We start from the raw sequence: 13,811 nt of genomic DNA, 5'->3' as shown, positions 1-13,811 counted from the left end.
TTCTGCTTAGCTATTACATACTTACTGTATGAGTTTGATACCCCAAATACTCATTCCCACCGATGAAATGCAACGCCTTCGTTCGATTCATCGATACGACGCGGCACTTTCATTACAGGAATCTGTTTTTGGTGAATTTGTAGCACTCGCAGCCCGTATTTTCAATCTTCCAATTTCACTGATTGCTCTCGTTGACAAAGAGCAAGTATCATACAAAGCAAACTACGGCCTTCCAAACGTACAGATCCAGCCACGGGAGGAAGCCCTCTGCTCGACGGCCATCCTCGACAACAAAGCTGTCGTGTACGCTGATTTAACAAACGAATCCTCGCCCCTGATTACAAATCAGGCCGCCGCCGCTGCCCGCGACAAAAAGCTACGCTTCTACGCTGCCGCTCCCTTACGCATGCCTGATGAGCGTCGTATAGGGTCGTTGTGCATCATTGACTACCAACCGCGCTATTTGAGCGAAGGTGAGCAACAGCTTTTAGAGCAGATAGCCACCTTGGTTAGTCAGATGGTGGCAGTGCGCTACTGCTGCCTACAAACTCCCGAGTTAGGAGAAGACCAGTGGTTCTTGATTCGCAATCAGGTACAGGAAGAGCTACAAGGCCTTCAAGCGCTAGTACGCTATTTGGCTACTCGTCACGGTAGCCCTGCTCCTATTCCTGAAGACATTCTAACGCTTATTAGCCGGCGCCTAAATGACCTTCGCGAGGTGCTCGATCAATACGAAAGCTAAAAGAACAAAAGCCTCCAGCAAGGAAAAATAGATTGAATAATAGCCGCACCTGGCAGTTAACTAGAAAAAGCCGAATCAGGCTTAACTAGCTAACTACTAGGTGCGGCTTTGTTTTGTGCTGCTCTCTTACCTCAGAAGACTTTCGGCAGATCAATACCCCGAATTGTGCGATACAGACTCAGCGCATTTTGGTCGGTAAGGCCACCGATATAATCAGTAAGCAGAATGATTTGCTCGTAGGCTGAAATTCCCTCTTGTGGGCCTTCGGCACGGAACTGAGCGGGCAATAGTTGTTGGAGTTTGCGCGAGCGAGGACCAGCTTGCGGATCGAAGGTGGCATGCAGAAACGCATCGAGCAGCCCAGCCATTACATCGAAGCCGGCTGCTTCTATCTCTAATACAGGCCGGCTATGGTAGAGGTGTTCCACGGTAAGAGCATGCATCCGTTGAAGCTGCTCCCAGCAGTCCAGATGCTGCACCAAGGGTTCGTCGGCGCGGCCGTGAAGGAAGGCGGAGGCGCGGTCGGCGAAGAGGCGGGCCGTTTGCTGCACCAACCGGTTGATGAGGCGCGCCCGGAGGTACCCCAGCTCCTCGCGCCAGTCGCGCCACTCGACAGAACCCCGTCGGTTTGGGGCATCGCCTAGCATTTCGCGAAGCAGCTGTAAGCCCGTTTCGCAAGGAATCAGACCAAGCTTGAGTCCATCTTCGAAGTCGATGATGCGGTAACAAATATCGTCGGCAGCTTCTACAAGGAAGGCCAGTGGATGGCGGTGGTAGAAACCGGCGGCAGAACCGGGCGGCTTCGGCAATAAGCCAAGCTCCTGCGCTATTTCCTGAAACCGAGTGGCTTCGGTTTGAAAATAGCCGTGCCGTTTTTCGCTGGTACCGCGGGTACTTGCTTCCTCCTCAAGCACCGATGGGCGAGGGTACTTCGTGTAAGCGCCCAGCGTGGCATAGGTTAACCCTAATCCTGCCGAGCCGCTGCTATGAGCGGCATACGTGTGCGTAAGGGTTCTAAAGCCTGCCGCATTTCCCTCGAAGCGTTGTAAGTCGGCACGCTGCGCGGCGTTGAGCACCCGCACAAAGGGTTCAGCGGCCGAACTACGGAAGTAAGTTGAAATAGCGTCTTCACCGGAGTGACCGAAAGGCGGATTGCCGATGTCGTGAGCCAAACAGGCCGCCGCTACGATATCGCCAAAGTCGGAATCGAGATGAGGCAGCGTTTGGGCTAGTCCTTCCGTTTCTTCGAGCAGCAGCCGCCCGCCAAGGCGCCCTAGAGAGCGTCCTACGCAAGCAGTTTCCAAGGAGTGCGTGAGCCGAGTATGCACGAAGTCGGTTTCGGGCAGGGGCATCACCTGGGTTTTGCGCTGCATCCGCCGAAACGCCGAACTGAAAACCACCCGGTCGTAGTCGGCTACGAACGCTCCGCGCACGGGTGGCGCATCTGTTACTACGTGCAACTGAGGCTGCTCGGGATACCGACGGCGGCTTAGCAGCCGCTCCCAGGTCATGGCAGGCGTATTGGAAAAATCGGTTTGGAGGTGCATCATCAGGTTGGCAAGGTACGGCAAAGGCCCTAAAACCTGAATCTTGTTGCTTCACATCCGGTGCTACTTGGGACACCACAACCCGCCGCTACACTTTACCCTATCACCAACTAAAAAGCAATGCTCGACTGTGCTGCTTAATAAACACAACAAGAAGTTGTTGGCAGTTAGTTTGGTCTTACCTGAGTAAGCGGCACCTCATGCCATTTGGTGAAGGCCTCCCATTGACGACGCCAGTAGGTATAATCACCTAGAACGCAAATGACTTTATCGCCCTTAAAATAAATACGGGTCTTGATCTGTTGGTTTCTCCAGTCGATAGCGCCCGCCTCATCGGGCTCCATATCCTCCACGTTTTGCCACAAAAAGGAACGAGGAGTTTCGTGTTCTTGGCCTAGCATATCTTGCCATAGCCGCATAGCATGCGCAACTGGAGAAGGAAACATAGAAGGTGACAACAAACTAGTAAATAAGATATAGTCTACACAGCGCAGACTCAACGGTAAAGCAATATAATTTTATTTTTCAATAAGAACACGCACTATTAATAAAAATAAAAAATGTAAAATTTTAAGTAACTGGTTACTTACTAGTCAAAATATGCCGCATAATTAACAATTATGATAGCACTTTGCACTTGTTTGTGAAATATTTGCTGACTTGCTATGCTGGCTTTCCTCACGACATAATCATACTATTCTGCGTGAGACATGGTAGTAAAACGTTTGCATCGAAGCATAACAAGCTAGTAGTAGGGCCGTCTACACTTCTACCGAGATCCTACGTGCTGCTTTTTCTCCCAACATATGTTGGCCTCTTCTAAGCAGCGAGTTATAAACAACTGTTAAAACGTAGCCTTGCTAGCTACTCAACACCAAAAAGCCAGGCAGTTAAGTGCTTGGCTTAAATGAACCTACATAAGGGTCGTTTCGGTACAGGCTAATCTACTAGCCTTGCTCATCTCCCATCCGGCCGAGCAGCCGCACGGTAGCATAGCCTAACACCAAAAATACGCCGTAAAGCAGCGTCACGCCCCAGGTGCTAGGGTGAGAAAAGGGATGCAGAAGTCTGCTAACAATGTCGAAAAACAAGGTGAGCGGGTTGGTGACTACATCCCAGGAGTTGAAGCGCAAGTAGCGACCCAAATAGATGCCAAACGAGCTTAATAGCAAGGCTACCGTAGCAAATGCCCATCCGGCACCAGCGCCTAACCGACGCGCCACTAAAGTTTGCATATCAATAAGAGAGGCGTAAGCCAGCATAAGCCCATTCCAAGCACAGCTTAGAATAAGTGCTAGATCGTACCAGTACGGGATGCTTACACGGCGCTCCAGATGGAACAGGTCGGTGAGGATGTAGGGAGCGTTAGGGAAAAACAGCAGCCACACCAATCCTACTGGCAGCAATACGCGGGCTTTCAATCGACCAGCCGACAAGCCAAGCATAGTGCTCAAGCCGAATGGTATGAACGCCAGAAACAGGTTCCAGAGCAGAAAGACGAACGTAATCTGATGAGTGAAAAACACCCGGAACGCAATGAGCACTACGCTTAAGGCAAGCGAAGCACCTAAAAGTAAAATGAGGTTGAGGCGCTGCCGAATATGGGGCAGAGCTAACGTAGCGAGAGGAAGCGGCATAGATACAAGAACGGAAGTTGCAACAGCAGATTGTACTGAATCAGGTGGTTACAAAATGATCTACTCCTGAAAGGTACAACGCACTAGCTGAAAGTGCATGCCGTTACTTGTTGAAAAACCAAGAATATACCAGCCACAGCACGGCAATAACCGCCATAATATACCATCCCCACTTGCCGGGGTTGCGTGGAGTTTCGTCGCTATAGTTTCGGGGGCGGGGTTTCAAGCCAGGTAACAGTGCCATGTGTCTATGCCATTTGTGTGCAGAATCAATTCTGTTTCAACAACGCAGATCGTTTACGTTCCGTTGCAGCACCAGCAAATGCAAACAGCCAGCCTTCCGCTCCCACCATCCGGCCTACTCTAGGCCCTGCTCAGTTCTGATGCTCCTACCTCTACCGACTTATAATATGCAGGTAGTAGAAAGCAAACACTGCGTTTTATTCAATTCCGCCAGCGGCCCAGCGCAAAGTAGCTTGGGTTTGGGCGTATTTGGCTTGCAGCTCAGCAAGTTTGACGCGGGCGCTAACGAGCGTGGCTTCCCGCGAATTGAGCAGAAACACCGAGCTTTCCCCATTTTCGAACCGAACTTGCTCGCCGTTGCGCAGGCGTTCCGCGTTTTGCACTACTTGCTCTTGCAGGCGCAATTGCTCACGCAGGGCGTCCCACTCATTTGCTACGGTGCGCACACCGGTTTGAATCTCGCGGCTATCCTGTTGCAAGTCCAACTCGGTTTCGCGGAGTTTGAGGCGGTTGAGTTGCAGCTTAGCGCGCTCCTGGCGCAGTAACAACGGATAGGCAAAGCTTACACCCAGCTTGTAGTTATTCTGCAGATAACTGCCGCTAAGGCGGGCGCCTGCTTCAGGATTGAACGGCTGACCGGCTTGCAGCAGATTATAATCTAAGTTAAGCTTCGGCAGAAGCTTGTTGGAAAGCAGGCGGCGCTCTATAGTTAGCTGACTAAGCTTAGCGCGGCTTTTCTGCAGCTCGGGATGAATCTGCAGGGCCAGTTCTGCTAAGGCTGCTACCGAATCGGGTGGCAGAAGGCGCCAGGCAGTGGGAACGGGCAACGCTTGGGGGCGCACCTGTGGGGGCAACTCCCGGGGTTGCTGCTGCTCGTCCCAGAGGTACGTACTAAGTAGTAACGTGGCGTTTTGCCATTGTACCTGGGCCTGTACCAGCGTGGCCTGGCGATTTTGCAGTTCCGTCAAAGCTTCAATCGAATCGATGGCGGCCAGGTCGCCTTGCCGCACCCGCTCCCGCACAGCACGAAAGCGCACGTCGGCCAAGTCGGTATTGCGGCGTAGCAGCGCTAGCCGCTGATAATGCAAGCTCCACTCCCAATAGTCTTTGGCAGCTTGTAGCACCAGCTTGTTGAGAGCCCCGCGCCGCTCGGCTTCCGCCAAGCCCTGCAAGGCTTGTGCCTGCCGTACGGCTGCCCGTCGCTCATCCATGAGTAGGCCCTGAACGACCGGCACGGAAACGCCCACGTAGCTTAAGCCAGCTAGCGGAGTAGCATTTTCGGGGTTGACGTAGGTACCCACGCCCCGCTCGAAACCGGCTTTTACATCGGCGCCAAACCAAAGCGGCACGCGCAACTGGGTGTCCCAGTCATGAAAATACTCTTTGCCACCAAAGGTTTTGCCGTAGTACTTGCTGCTCGCCGCCGGATCGAAAAGGCCACGGGCATAACGCACTTCCTGACGGGCACGCTCGGGTTGCAGCCCGGCTTGGCGGGCTACAGGATGGCGCAAGGTCACGTACGTTAGCAAATCGGCAAGGCTGAATACCTTGCTAGTATCTGTCAGCTCCACTGGCTGGGCTGTCCGTAGTGCCTGCTGGGCGCTCGGCGCTACAGATTGCTGAATCACCTGCCCCACTGCTCCTGCTGGTGCCCACAACCCAAGGGCGCCCACCAGCAGAGCTACTTTAATAGCACGCAAAACCGTCATTTCACTTCCTCCTCTCCGGCTTCCGTGTCGGCCTTGTCGGCTTTCTTGGCATCCTTAGCGGCGTAAGCAGAAGCCGGCTTACCCACGAAGTTGGGCGGGAAGCCGTTAAGTTGCCGCCACAGCTCGTACCAGATGGGCACATCATCCAGCAGCGCCCAACCATAAACACCTGAACCCACGCGCAAAGGTTTAGGCCAAGGCTCCTGCTCCGGGTCGGGGGTGACGAGCACGCGGTATTGGCCCTGCGAGTCGATGTTGTCGATAACGGCCACCACACCACCGAAGGTACCGAAGCTGGTGCCGGGCCAGCCACTGAATACCAGTGCTGGCCAGCCGTCAAACTGCAAGCGCACTCGGCGGCCTACACTTAGCAGCGGAATATCCATGGGCCGCACGTATAGCTCCGCGGCTAGTTGCGGCGCATTCGGCATCACCGACACTATCGGCTCTCCTTCTTTTACGATGTCGCCGAGGCCGGTTTTGAGGGCGCGCACCACGTAGCCGTCTTGCGGGGCTTGAATATGGTAGAACCCAGAGCGGATGCGCAGGTTGGCCAGCTCGTTACGCATTTTGGCAATCTGACCTTCGGTATCAAACTGGTAGGCAGTTACTGAGCGGCGGTCCGACTCGGATTTAGCTAGCTTATCCTGATACTCGGCCGACAACGAAGCCAGTTCCAGCTGGGCATTTACGAGTTCTTGGCGGCTTGCGCCCAGCTTGTTTTCCACGGCTTGGCGTTTGGCGGTGCTTTCCTGAAACTTCAGGCGCCGCTGCTCTAGCTCCGTCAACGATTTCAAGCCTTGTTTGTAGAGATTTTCCTGACGTTCGAGCTGCTGGCGCGCAATGTCGAAGTCGTTGTTGGCGGCCCGCAGTTCTGCCTCGTCGGAATTCACCTTGAGGCGGGTTTGCTCTACTTTGTTGCGGGCTTTGTCAAGACTCACGCGCAGGCCGCTGCGCAACGCTACTTGTTGGCTACTCAAGGCCGTGCCCTTAGCACGGTTTTCCTGCAGCGAGGCAATTTTGGCTTCTAGCTGCTCCCTAGTCCGGGCCAGCAGTTCGGGGTCGAAGTATTTGTCTTTGATTTCGGTGATGACTACCAGCGTGTCGCCTTTGCGTACGCGCTGGCCTTCGCGCACCTGCCACTGGTCGATGCGCCCGGCTATGGTACTCGGCACAATCTGAGGACGGTCTTGCGGGCGCAGCGTAGTGAGCGTACCGGTAGAGCGAATATTTTGCGTCCAGGGCATAAACCCCGCTACCAGTACCAAGAGCCCTAGCCCTGAGGCCCAGCGCGCCAGCATACGGCCAGCCCGCGGCGTTTGTACGTGCCGGAACGCGCGGAAACGAGCCACCATTGGGTTGGTTTCATCAAGCGGATGTTCGGCGAAAGGCATGGGAGTGAAAGTTTGTGGTGTGATGAAAAGGTGAGTGGGCGATAACTAGCTTAGATCGGTAACGAAATAGCATGTGCCACCCCTATGGATTGTCAACTGCTTGCTTAAGCGAGCAGCTCTTGTACTTCGGAGCGGCGGCTGAGGTCGGCGTAACTGCCATCGGCGAGGAGGCTACCATTGCGGAGCAGGGCTAAGCGGGGGCACAAAGCCAGCACGCGGGCATCATTGGAAGCCAGCAGAACGGTCCATTTGTGCTCGGGAGCCAGTATGCGGCGCAAGATGCGTAAGCGCTCGGCGGGCTCTACGCCGGGCAGAAAGTTGTCGAGCAGCAGCAGGCGGGGGCGGCGCACCAGTGCCCGGGCCAGCAGCAGCTTCTGGCGAGTGCTGTCGGCGAGGGGCGACCCAACTCCAAGGGGGGTATTCAGACCTAAAGGACGGGAGTAGATGTCGTCGCGCAAGCCAACCAAGTCCAGCGCCCAGGCGACATCGTCGGGCTGGATGTCGGCCTGGTTGAGGGTAAGATTTTCGAGTAGCGTAGCATCAAACAGGTTTTGGTGGGAGATATTATCCCCGACGTGCTGCCAGAGCGAAGCCGGTGCAATGTCTTGCATAGCCAACCCATCATACGCCACTACGCCCGTGTACCCTTCCAGCAAACCCGCTAGAATGCGGAGCAGGGTGGTTTTGCCGGATCCATCGAAACCCGCCAAGCCTAAGTGTTCCCCCGGCTTTAGCTCCAACGATACCTCTTTTACGGTCTGCTTGGTACTACCAGGATAGTGATAAGCAACGTGGCGTACTTCCACGCGCATTCCTTGCTGAGTGGCAGGCAACGGCAGCGCCGACCCCACGTGGCTTCCCACCATCGGCAGGTCGAGTACGTGCCCAATTTTGTCGAGCGAGGTGAGGGCGTCGTATACCACATCCAGCTTGAGCAGCACTTTCTCAATGGCCGAGATGGTAAGAATAATAACGATTTCAGCGGCCACAAACTGACCAATGTTGATCTGGCGGCTAATCAGCAGCCAGCAACCGATAATGAGCAACGCGGCCGTGATAAGCGTCTTGAAGGCGACAAAGCCCCAGTACTGGGTTAGCAGCACACTGAAATGACTTTTGCGCGCGGCCAGATACCCTTCAACCAAGCTATCAGTGCGGTCGAGTGCCAGCTGCTGACGCGGCGGATGCCGGAAGGTGTGTACCGTACGGGCCACATCTTCGAGCCAGGCCACTACGCGGTATTTGTACTTCGACTCGGTGAGGCTGGTGCTCAGGCCTCGGGGGCCCGTGAAGCGGATCATAAGGGCCAGTAGCCCTATCAGCAGCAAGCCAAACGCTATGAAAATAGGATGATAGAACGAGAGCAGCAGCAAGCCAAACAATAGTTGCACCGCGGCCGCTGAAAATTCAACCAGCAGCGTAGAAAGGCCTTTTTGCAGGGTCGGCGTGTCGAGCAGGCGGTTCATCAGCTCGGGCAGGTACTGGCCATTCAATGACTCGGTACGCACCCGCGGCAAACGCACGGCAAAATCAAAGCTAATACGGGCGAACAACCGTTGCTGAATGAATTCCACCAAGTACACTTGCATCACCTGCAAGCCTCCTACCAGCAGCGTACCCACCACAATAAACACAATGAGCACCACTAGCGACGTACTCACGTCGCCGCTGCTCACAAACCCGATAACCGACTGCACACCCAATGGCAGCGACAAGCTAATCAGCCCAGTAAGCGCCGCATACACATATAAGTAAGTGATGTCACGCCGCTCGGCTCCGAGCAGACGGAAAAGGCGCTGCGCAGGCGTGAGGGCAGAAGCATGATTATCAGCCATTTCTAAAGTAAAGTTTCTGGTTTGTAGACGCTCGTTGGTGAGCAGTCAGGGGTAGTTTCGGTGTGTTCCGAATGAGGGCAAAGAGCACGGTAGCTTATCGTCAGCCCCGGCGAGTACGGTTGGCAGTTGGTTGATTAAGTCAAGGCTTTGAAAACCAGATTCTCAAGAAAAGCATAGACCGTTTCCTCGGCAGTTTTTTGCTCGGCCGAGTTAGTGAGAGACGGCAGATGCTGCGCAAAAAACAGCTGCTTGCGCGTGGCTTCTAGCAGCGTGCTTACCAGCATGTGTGGATACGGGTACGTGGGGTTGATTTCGCTCACGACGGCCGCTATACCTGCTGCCAGCCGCTTATATTCCCGAAACAAACCCGCTTGGTTGTCTTGGTCGACATCCTTGGTGAGGTAAGCTTTTGAGGCCTCGTTCACTACAATGCGGTACAGTGCCGCTCCATCAACTTGCATGGTAGCTGCGTCGCACTGGTGGCCACGCGTGAGAATGCGCAGCATCAGCCGTAGCCGCTCGGCCGGATTTGGCACGTTGTGGGTGTGGAATCGGATTTGGTAGCTTAGCCACGCCCAATACCACGACACCAAATAGACCAGCAGCCGGTGTTTGTTCTCGAAGTAGCGGTAGAGCGACGCCTCCGTTGATTCAATGCGTATAGCTAATCGTTTGAAGGTGAACTGCTCGAAGCCAATTTCATCAATCAGCTTTATGCTTTCGGCCATCAGCCGGCGCCCTAAATCTGTTTGTTGCGGGTCGCGCAAATACAACCGCTCGTTCAACTCGATCCGCAGATGAGTGTTTGCAAATGGATGCGTTTCCATGAGGCAGAGCAAAGTAGCAGTATCGTTTATGATAGTGTTACTATCATACCGAGCTGTAAAATCGTTTGGGAGGACAAGTGAGAAGGTGTGTTGACTGGTTATTATTTGAATGCAAAGGTATTTCGCGAAGGAAAGCCTAGACTTAAAAAACCGTTAAATGGAGCTTAATTCGACATTAAATTCAGCTGTTGCTAACCAATGCTACTTCGAAGTGAAGTCGGCGTAGAGTGTAATTTGCTACGTAGATTTTTTGCTAGCTACATAACCAAGCAGCTACACCAGGTGATAGTAAAGCTATCATCTGGTGTAGCTGCTCTTCTGTTTGTATACCTCCCCATCCATCCTTCGTACATTTGAGCAATCAAGCTGCGGTGTTGCAGCTTGGCTCTTATTACGCCTCACTTTCCGGTTTCCTGGCTTATGCCGTTTTTTTCTTTTGTGCGACTTGCTGCGTTGGGTAGCTGCTTAGCACTAGCCCTGCCTAATCAAGCCCAACAAACGACCCCCAAGCCCGCGGCGACTCGCCCGCCAGCTACGACAAGCAAGCCCACTACCCCTGCCACCAGCAAACCAGTTGTTCCAGCCACCAAGTCTGCCACGCCGACCGCTGGTAAAACTACCACACCCCCTGCCAGCAAACCGGCGGCTACGGGTACTACCCCAGGTAGTAAACCCGCCGCATCCGCTACAACTAAACCAGCCACTGAGGGCAACGCGCCTAAAGCAGCTGTTGCGGCGCCCAAGCCCACTGGTCCGCCCTTGCCAGCCAACTTAGGCTCTTCGGACCCAAACACGCGCTACAAAAACGGCAAAACGCTCATTGGCCAGGCCCGCTACGACTTGGCCATGACGGAGTTGGAGCCGGCTGCCGCTCCTGGTACTCAGTTCAAGCAAGCTCCTGAAGCCGCTTACCTGTACGCCGTGGCTGCTAGCCGGGCGAAAAAATGGGCCGAGGCCGAACAGATGCTCAATCTGCTGCGCAATGAATACGCGCAGTGGCCTAGTATGCCCGAAGCATTGTTTTTGCAAGGCCAAGTATCGTTCGAGCAAAACGACTTCGATAATGCGCTGAAGGTGCTGGCGCAGATACCCGCCGACAAGCTAGTGCAGGAGCGCGAGAACATGAAGGCCATGTATTTGCCCCGCGTGAAAGACAAACCCACTTTCCAGAACCTGCTGAAAGCCTATCCGCAGGAAGCAACTGTGGGCCGTGCCTACGCCAGCAAGCTTGCCAACGGGGGCTGGTACACCGATGCCGACAAAGGCCAGCTCGACCAACTGATTACGAAGTTTGCGCTGGACCGCAGCCGCTATACCCCGCGCCCAGCTGCCCTCAAGAAGAGCATGTACAATATTGGTGTGCTCTTACCTTTCCAGTTCAACGACCCGAGCTGGGAAACGCGCCGCAAAAACCAATTCGTGACGGACCTTTATGCTGGCTTGCGCCTCGCGCAGGACTCTCTGCAGCGCGAAGGCCACCCGGTGCAGCTGTTCGCCTACGACACGGGTGCGGATACACTGCAACTCAAACAAGTGCTGGCTTTGCCTGAGTTGGCAAGCATGGACTTGATTATTGGACCTATATATAAGTCGGGCAGCAAGATTTTGGCGCGCTATGCTCAGCAAAAGCAGATTGTTTGTGTGAACCCGCTTTCCCAGGACGGTGACTTGGTGCTCGACAACTCGTGGCACTACCTTTTCGAGCCGAGCACGGCTACGCAGGCCCGGCAAGCAGCGCAGTTTGCTTACAACCGCTTAGGCGGAGCCCGCACGGCCGTTGTGCTGTACGAGGACACCCGGGATGAAGCAGCTTTCGGATTGGCGTACAAGCAGGCGTACGAGGCATTGGGCGGCCGCGTAGTGGAGTTGCGCCGCGTTAATTCCAACGTTGAAGAGTCGTTGAATGCCGGCTTTGCTGGCCTCGACTTGAAAAATGTGGGGCACTTGGTGGTAGCATCCGACGCTAAAAAGATCGGGCCTTACACCTTAGGGGCTTTAAAGACGCAAGATGCCCGCCCTCCCCTACTCACCTATGCATCCTGGCTCGACAACAACCGCATCGGCCTAGGCCAGCTCGACGCGCGCGACGTGTACTTTGTGCATCCGAAGTATCTTGATCCTGCTAGCTTTGGGGTGCAGCGCTTTCGGCAATTGTACACCCAGCGCCAGAACCTGCCGCCCTCGGTGTTTGCCTTTACGGGCTTCGAGCTGCTGTACTACTTTGGCTCGCAGCTCCACCTCAACGGGGCAGCGTTTCAGCAGCAACTCACCAACGCGGGACCGGTATCCGGAGCCGTATTCCAAGGCATTGGCTACCCCGGCGGAGCCCACGACAACCAGTATGTGCCGCTCACCAAATTAGAGCGTTTGGAGCTGGAAGTACTGAACCCAGTGGGCATCCGATAGGTTGTACTACTGGGGACGCGAAGCTCCAGTTTCGCGTCTTGGTTTGTATTTATCGTCACGTTACTCGTCTAACGATACGTGAAGCTGGAGCTTCGCGCTACTTTTCTGCTATGCAACTTTCCTCGCCTACAACCACCCCCGAACTGGCTCTGCAAACTAGTGCCGACCTATTCGAGCGCGCCAAAAACCACATTCCTGGCGGGGTCAACTCGCCGGTGCGGGCCTTCCGCGCGGTGGGTGGCCACCCCGTGTTCATGCAGTCGGCCAAAGGAGCTTGGCTGACGGATGTCGATGGCAATAAGTACCTGGATTTCATCAATTCCTGGGGGCCCATGATTTTGGGGCACGCGCCCGACGTGGTGCTGGACGCCGTGCAGGCGGCCATTCCGGCTTCGCTTTCGTTTGGGGCTCCCACGCGCCGCGAGGTGGAAATGGCCGAGCTTATCAAGCAAATGGTGCCCAGCATCGAGAAGGTGCGGCTGGTAAATTCGGGCACAGAGGCTACTATGTCGGCTATTCGGGTGGCGCGGGGCTACACGGGCCGCAACAAGATCATCAAGTTCGAGGGCTGCTACCACGGCCACGGCGACTCGTTTCTGATTGCGGCTGGCTCCGGCGCTCTCACCCTCGGCACCCCCGATTCGCCCGGCGTGACAGAAGGAGTAGCGCAGGATACTCTTACGGTGCCTTACAACGACTTAGAAGCCGTCGAGCAAATCATTGTAGCCAACGAAGGGCAAGTAGCGGCGTTGATTCTGGAGCCGGTAGTAGGCAACATGGGCTTGGTAGCGCCGCAGGAAGGGTACTTGCAGGGCCTGCGCGACTTATGCACGCAGCACGGCATTGTGTTTATCTTCGATGAGGTAATGACAGGCTTCCGCCTCGCTCCAGGTGGCGCGCAAGAGCTCTACGGCATCACGCCCGACATGACCACGCTCGGCAAAATCATTGGGGGCGGCATGCCCGTGGGAGCTTACGGTGGCCGCCAAGACATCATGGACAATGTGGCTCCCGCAGGCAAGGTGTACCAGGCGGGTACGCTCTCCGGCAACCCCATTGCTACCGCCGCCGGCATTGCCCAGCTTACGTACTTGCAGCAACACCCCGAACTCTACGACGAGCTAAACCGCGTTACCACCCGTCTCGCCGATGGTACCCGCCAGATTGCCGCCGATCTTGGCTTGAATTATACAGTGAACCAAGTAGGCTCGATGTTCAGCGTGTTCTTCACCGACAAGCCCGTTAACAACCTTGCCGACGCCAAACACTCCGACACTGAGGCATTTGGCCGCTACTTCCGCGCCATGCTGCAACGGGGCATCTACCTGGCTCCGGCTCAGTATGAGGCCCTATTCGTCAGCACGGCCATCACCGATGACTTGGTAGAAGTGTACCTGACCGCCTGCCGCGAGTCGATGCGCGAGGCGCACGGGCTGTAGCACTTCCTTGCTTTCCTCGCCACGAGTAAGAG

Annotated in this window: 11 protein-coding genes; 3 read left to right on the top strand and 8 right to left on the bottom strand. The window is 55.1% G+C overall.

Annotated elements, in window-relative coordinates; translation table 11 throughout:
* Positions 1-28 precede the first annotated feature (28 nt).
* A complete protein-coding gene (locus P1X16_RS06880) occupies positions 29-742 on the top strand; it encodes a GAF domain-containing protein (protein WP_277227213.1) in 714 nt (237 codons plus the stop codon).
* Positions 743-873: 131 nt separating this feature from the next.
* On the opposite strand, the gene dgt is transcribed toward P1X16_RS06880, so the two are convergent.
* From dgt to P1X16_RS06840, 8 genes are all read right to left on the bottom strand, one after another.
* On the bottom strand, positions 874-2,292 hold the full coding sequence (gene dgt / locus P1X16_RS06875) for a dGTP triphosphohydrolase (RefSeq protein ID WP_277227212.1): 1,419 nt from the start codon (positions 2,290-2,292) through the stop codon (positions 874-876).
* A 164-nt stretch (positions 2,293-2,456) separates the two neighbouring features.
* Positions 2,457-2,735, bottom strand: a complete 279-nt coding sequence (locus P1X16_RS06870) for a hypothetical protein (RefSeq protein WP_277227211.1) — start codon at positions 2,733-2,735, stop codon at positions 2,457-2,459.
* 501 nt (positions 2,736-3,236) lie between these two features.
* Positions 3,237-3,926: a DUF1361 domain-containing protein gene (locus P1X16_RS06865; protein WP_277227210.1), complete on the bottom strand. Its 690-nt coding sequence runs from the start codon at positions 3,924-3,926 to the stop codon at positions 3,237-3,239.
* 103 nt (positions 3,927-4,029) lie between these two features.
* Positions 4,030-4,170 carry a hypothetical protein gene (locus tag P1X16_RS06860; protein ID WP_277227209.1) on the bottom strand — a complete coding sequence of 47 codons (141 nt, stop codon included), beginning with the start codon at positions 4,168-4,170 and terminating at the stop codon, positions 4,030-4,032.
* Positions 4,171-4,366: 196 nt separating this feature from the next.
* A complete protein-coding gene (locus tag P1X16_RS06855; RefSeq protein ID WP_277227208.1) occupies positions 4,367-5,869 on the bottom strand; it encodes a TolC family protein in 1,503 nt (500 codons plus the stop codon).
* A 5-nt stretch (positions 5,870-5,874) separates the two neighbouring features.
* Positions 5,875-7,272 (bottom strand): HlyD family efflux transporter periplasmic adaptor subunit, encoded by a 1,398-nt coding sequence (locus tag P1X16_RS06850; RefSeq protein ID WP_277227207.1) that lies wholly within the window; start codon positions 7,270-7,272, stop codon positions 5,875-5,877.
* 104 nt (positions 7,273-7,376) lie between these two features.
* Positions 7,377-9,107, bottom strand: coding sequence for an ABC transporter ATP-binding protein (locus P1X16_RS06845; RefSeq protein ID WP_277227206.1), 1,731 nt, complete (start codon positions 9,105-9,107; stop codon positions 7,377-7,379).
* Positions 9,108-9,241: 134 nt separating this feature from the next.
* Positions 9,242-9,934, bottom strand: coding sequence for a TetR/AcrR family transcriptional regulator (locus P1X16_RS06840; protein WP_277227205.1), 693 nt, complete (start codon positions 9,932-9,934; stop codon positions 9,242-9,244).
* Positions 9,935-10,354: 420 nt separating this feature from the next.
* On the opposite strand from P1X16_RS06840, the gene P1X16_RS06835 reads away from it, so the two are divergent.
* On the top strand, positions 10,355-12,340 hold the full coding sequence (locus P1X16_RS06835; protein WP_277227204.1) for an ABC transporter substrate-binding protein: 1,986 nt from the start codon (positions 10,355-10,357) through the stop codon (positions 12,338-12,340).
* A gap of 110 nt (positions 12,341-12,450) precedes the next feature.
* Positions 12,451-13,779: a glutamate-1-semialdehyde 2,1-aminomutase gene (hemL, locus tag P1X16_RS06830; protein ID WP_277227203.1), complete on the top strand. Its 1,329-nt coding sequence runs from the start codon at positions 12,451-12,453 to the stop codon at positions 13,777-13,779.
* Positions 13,780-13,811: the final 32 nt, after the last annotated feature.

It is taken from the genome of Hymenobacter sp. YC55 (assembly GCF_029433095.1).
In the GTDB taxonomy this organism is placed as follows: Bacteria; Bacteroidota; Bacteroidia; order Cytophagales; family Hymenobacteraceae; genus Hymenobacter.
Note: the sequence above shows the minus strand (reverse complement) of the source record. Positions and strands in the feature narration are given on the sequence as shown.

Coding starts and splice junctions, on each gene's coding strand:
- P1X16_RS06880 (WP_277227213.1), top strand. CDS start 29: ATGAGTTTGATACCCCAAATACTCATTCCCACCGATGAAATGCAACGC.
- dgt (WP_277227212.1), bottom strand. CDS start 2,292: ATGATGCACCTCCAAACCGATTTTTCCAATACGCCTGCCATGACCTGG.
- P1X16_RS06870 (WP_277227211.1), bottom strand. CDS start 2,735: ATGTTTCCTTCTCCAGTTGCGCATGCTATGCGGCTATGGCAAGATATG.
- P1X16_RS06865 (WP_277227210.1), bottom strand. CDS start 3,926: ATGCCGCTTCCTCTCGCTACGTTAGCTCTGCCCCATATTCGGCAGCGC.
- P1X16_RS06860 (WP_277227209.1), bottom strand. CDS start 4,170: ATGGCACTGTTACCTGGCTTGAAACCCCGCCCCCGAAACTATAGCGAC.
- P1X16_RS06850 (WP_277227207.1), bottom strand. CDS start 7,272: ATGCCTTTCGCCGAACATCCGCTTGATGAAACCAACCCAATGGTGGCT.
- P1X16_RS06845 (WP_277227206.1), bottom strand. CDS start 9,107: ATGGCTGATAATCATGCTTCTGCCCTCACGCCTGCGCAGCGCCTTTTC.
- P1X16_RS06840 (WP_277227205.1), bottom strand. CDS start 9,934: ATGGAAACGCATCCATTTGCAAACACTCATCTGCGGATCGAGTTGAAC.
- P1X16_RS06835 (WP_277227204.1), top strand. CDS start 10,355: ATGCCGTTTTTTTCTTTTGTGCGACTTGCTGCGTTGGGTAGCTGCTTA.
- hemL (WP_277227203.1), top strand. CDS start 12,451: ATGCAACTTTCCTCGCCTACAACCACCCCCGAACTGGCTCTGCAAACT.